This window comes from Micromonospora sp. ATCC 39149 (genome assembly GCF_000158815.1).
Classification (GTDB): Bacteria; Actinomycetota; Actinomycetes; order Mycobacteriales; family Micromonosporaceae; genus Micromonospora.
The window spans coordinates 2,982,630-2,986,627 of the sequence record NZ_GG657738.1 but is presented as its reverse complement, the minus strand read 5'-3'; the positions used below and the strand labels follow the sequence as shown (position 1 = coordinate 2,986,627).

Annotated in this window: 3 protein-coding genes and 1 pseudogene; 2 read left to right on the top strand and 2 right to left on the bottom strand. The window is 74.6% G+C overall.

The annotated features are described in order from the left end of the window. Positions 1–380, top strand: a pseudogene (locus tag MCAG_RS33650) (hypothetical protein); the annotation flags it as partial. 11 nt (positions 381–391) lie between these two features. Here the strand turns inward: MCAG_RS33650 and MCAG_RS12590 are convergent. Further along, positions 392–1,561, bottom strand: coding sequence for an NADH-quinone oxidoreductase subunit D (locus MCAG_RS12590; protein ID WP_198141544.1), 1,170 nt, complete (start codon positions 1,559–1,561; stop codon positions 392–394). Beyond that, positions 1,558–2,619: an SAM-dependent methyltransferase gene (locus tag MCAG_RS12585; RefSeq protein ID WP_036373251.1), complete on the bottom strand. Its 1,062-nt coding sequence runs from the start codon at positions 2,617–2,619 to the stop codon at positions 1,558–1,560. Before MCAG_RS12585 ends, MCAG_RS12590 begins: the two co-directional genes overlap by 4 nt. A 260-nt stretch (positions 2,620–2,879) precedes the next feature. Between MCAG_RS12585 and MCAG_RS12580 the strand changes: the two genes are divergently transcribed. Then, complete coding sequence (locus MCAG_RS12580) at positions 2,880–3,947, top strand: phytase (protein WP_198141543.1); 1,068 nt, start codon at positions 2,880–2,882, stop codon at positions 3,945–3,947. Positions 3,948–3,998 lie beyond the last annotated feature (51 nt).

The following is a 3,998-nucleotide window of genomic DNA, read 5'->3' as shown; positions in this document are numbered from 1 at the left end:
GGCGGGACCGGGACTTCTCCGGCGCCGGTTCGGAGTTCGATCGGACGACGGGTGGCTGGCCGGACGCGGACCCGCGCGGCGCGCGTACCGACGAGCGCCCCGGCGGCGCGGGGCCGGGCGGCGGCACCGACTGGGACCACGGGACGTGGTCCGATCCGGTCCCCCCGGCACCGCCGGTGGGCGGCGTGCCGGTGCCGGCCGAGTGGCGTCCGCCGGCGCAGCGCGGTGCCCGGTCGGTCGGGCAGTGGGGCGCGGCGGAACCCGAGCCGGCCCGGCTCAGCCGGCACCAGCGCGCCGACGGGGAGCAGCGGTACGGGTACCCGCCCCGCGACGACACCCCACGCGCCGGTGGCGCCCGCCCGGCCGACCACTGGCGCTGACGGGCCCGCCGCTACTTGTCGACGTCTCCCACCACGAAGAACATCGAGCCGAGGATCGCGATCAGGTCCGGCACCAGGCAGCCCGGCAGCAGGGTGGCCAACGCCTGCACGTTCGCGTACGACGCGGTGCGCAGCTTGAGCCGCCACGGCGTCTTCTCGCCCCGCGACACCAGGTAGTAACCGTTGATGCCGAGCGGGTTCTCCGTCCAGGCGTACGTGTGCCCCTCGGGGGCCTTCACCACCTTCGGCAGCCGGGTGTTCACCGGCCCGGTGAGCCGGTCCACCCGGTCCAGGCACTGCTCGGCGAGGTCGAGCGAGGCGTACACCTGGTCGAGCAGCACCTCGAACCGGGCGTGGCAATCCCCGGCGGTCTTGGTCACCACCGGCACGTCGAGCTGGTCGTAGGCCAGGTACGGCTCGTCGCGGCGCAGGTCCAGGTCGAGCCCGGAGGCCCGGGCGACGGGCCCGGACGCGCCGAACGCGGCGGCGTCGGCGGCGGACAGCACCCCCACCCCGACGGTGCGGGCGAGGAAGATCTCGTTGCGCCGGATCAGGTGGTCCAGGTCCGGCAGCCGGCGGTGCACCTCGCCGATGGCGGCGCGGGCCCGGCGGGTCCAGCCCGCCGGCACCTCCTCCTTGAGCCCGCCGACCCGGTTGAACATGTAGTGGATCCGGCCGCCGGAGACCTCTTCCATGACCGCCTGGATGGTTTCCCGCTCCCGGAACGCGTAGAACACGGGCGTGATCGCGCCGATCTCCAGCGGGTACGAGCCGAGGAACATCAGGTGGTTGAGCACCCGGTTCAGCTCGGCCAGCGCCATCCGCAGCCAGGTGGCCCGCTCGGGCACCTCCAGGCCCATCAACCGCTCGACGGCGAGCACCACGCCCAGCTCGTTGGAGAACGCCGACAGCCAGTCGTGCCGGTTCGCCAGCACGATGATCTGCCGGTAGTCGCGTACCTCGAACAGCTTCTCCGCGCCCCGGTGCATGTACCCGACGATCGGCTCGGCGGCGACCACCCGCTCTCCGTCGAGGACCAGCTTGAGCCGCAGCACGCCGTGCGTGGAGGGGTGCTGCGGGCCGATGTTGAGCACCATGTCGGTGCCGAGCTGCTCACCGCCGGCCCCGGTGCCGACGGTCAGCTCGCGCAGGTCACCGGTGTCCGTGGTCATGCCCGTCATCGTGCCATGTACGCATCGACGGCGACGCCGACCGGCTGGAGCAGCCAGTGGTGCCCGCCGAGGCCGGCCGGGTCGGTCAGCTCCGCCGCCGCCGACGAGGCGGCGAGCGCCCGCACGTACCGGGCGGGGTTGGTGGCGGCCAGGCTCAGCGGTGGTCGCCCGCCGTCGGCCCCGAGCGCCCGCAGCGCCTCCCGCTGCGACACCAGGGTGTACGCGCACCGGGCGACCCGCTCGCCGGCGGAGGCGACGGAGTCCATGGCGACGTGGGCGGTGACGTCGCAGGACCCGTCGGGCACCGGCGGCACCTGCCGCCCACCCCGGTACCCGGTCAGCGTCCCGTGCACCGGCCGCGAGTCCCGCAGGTGCCCATAGTCCACGGCCACCGCCATCCCCCGCCGCAGGCACCGCACGGCCCCCGCCCAGGCCAGATCCCGATCCCGTCCGATCTCCACCCGCCCCGCGCCGGGGCATGGGTGCCAGGTGGTCAGCCAGGTCTTGTCCTCGGGGGTCAGCGGGGGGCCTGGGGTTTCCCTGCCGGTGGCTGGGTCGACCAGGAGGTAGCGCCAGCCGTCCTCGGTGGGCACGGCCACGTCCAGGGGAACGTTGTCGAGCCATTCGGTGGCGATCAGCAGGCCGGTGATGGCCTCCGGGATCTCGTCGGTCCAGCGGATTTCCGAGGGTAGGGCCGGTGGGCGGGGGGCCAGTTCGACGGCCGTGAGGCGCAGGCGGTGGGCCAGCGGCACCGGCGCCGGGGAGGTGCCGGCCGGGAAAGCGCTGCTCAGGATGGTGCCAGCCGCTCCTTCGCGGGCCAGGTCCGCCAGGGCACGCAGCAGCTCTCCCCGGCCGGCGCCCACGTCCACCATGTCGAACGGCGCGGGGAACCCGAGGGCGGCGTCGAGCCGCGACACGAGCCGGAACACCGCCGCCGCGAACGCTGGGGAGGCGTGCACGCTCGTGCGGAAGTGACCGGCCGGGCCCGCCCCGGAGACGAAGAAGCCGTCCGGCCCGTACAGCGCCCTGCTCATCGCGTCGGGCCAGCGCAGCGCCGTGGAGTTCATTCCGCGTTCAGGTTCCGTCACTGTGCCGACCCTACGGTCTGCGGGCATGAGACGAATCGCGATCCCCGCGCTGGCGGCCGTACCGCTGCTGCTGGCCGCCCCCGGTGCCGCCGCCGCGCCCGCCCGAGAAAAAAGAGCCGCGCGCGGTGCGGAAAAGTGACCGAAAAAACCTTCCCTGTTCGACGACTCCGCCGGCGGGGACGCCGACGCCGACGACCCGGCGATCTGGGTGCAAAAACACCGACCGGGCCGGCAGCCTGGTGGTCGCCACCGCCAAGAACGGGGGCCTGCGGGTCTACGACCTGGCCGCCCGCGAGCGGCAGGCGCTCGGCACCCCGCCCGCCCCGGGCCCGGACGACGAGTCCGGCCGGTTCAACAACGTCGACCTGGTGACCGGGTTCCGGCTCGGCGGGCAGCGGGCCGACCTGGCGGTGGTCACCGACCGGGGGCGTGACCAGCTCCGGTTCTACCGGATCGACCCGGACACCCGGCTGCTCACCGACGTGACCGCGCCGGACGTGCCATTCGCGTTCAGCCGGGACCAGGCCGAGGTCAACGAGCAGCGCACCGCGTACGGGCTGGGCACGTACGTCGATCCCGCCGGCGGCGCGTACGTGGTGGTGAGCCGGCGCAGTACCCCGGAGGTGGGGGTGTTCCGGCTGGTCGAGCGCGCCGGCCGGGTCGGCTACCGGCCGGTGGACCGGCTGACGCTGCCGTCGACGTTCAACCTGCCCGACGGCACCGTCTGGTCGCCCTGCACCGACCCCGGCGACGGCCCGCAGGTGGAGGGGACCGTGGTGGACCCGGACACCGGGGTGGTGCACCTGGCACAGGAGAAGGTGGGCCTGTGGCGGACGCGGCTGGCAGGTGGCCGGCTCACCGGGGCTCCGGCGCTCGTCGAGCGGGTCCGCGAGTACGGCGTGCCGGCGGCGTTCGACCCGGCGGAGGACGACTGCGTGACCGACCACTCGGCCGACCCCGGGTTCGGCGGCCGGATCGCGCAGGACGTGGAGGGGCTCACGATCTACCGGACGGGTCGCTCCGCCGGCACCCTCGTCGTCTCCAGCCAGGGCGACGACACGTTCCACACGTACGACCGGCGTACCGGCCGCCCGACGGGCCGGTTCGCGGTGGTCGACGGGGCGGTGGACGGCGCGCAGGAGTGCGACGGCGCGGCGGTGACCGCCACCCCGCTGCCGGGCTTCCCCGGCGGGCTACTGGTGGTGCACGACGGCCGGAACACCCCGGACACCCCGGGGGAGGACGGCGAGGCGCGCCCGGACACCGATTTCAAGTTCGTCGACGCCGGGTTCCTGCGCGGCCGGTGACGGTCGGACCGGCCGGGCCGCCGCAGGACGTCGCGGTGGCCCGGCCGCCCC

Bases quoted from the DNA above. Each gene is read 5' to 3' on its own strand.
- MCAG_RS12590 (WP_198141544.1), bottom strand. From the start codon at position 1,561: ATGACGGGCATGACCACGGACACCGGTGACCTGCGCGAGCTGACCGTC.
- MCAG_RS12585 (WP_036373251.1), bottom strand. From the start codon at position 2,619: ATGAACTCCACGGCGCTGCGCTGGCCCGACGCGATGAGCAGGGCGCTG.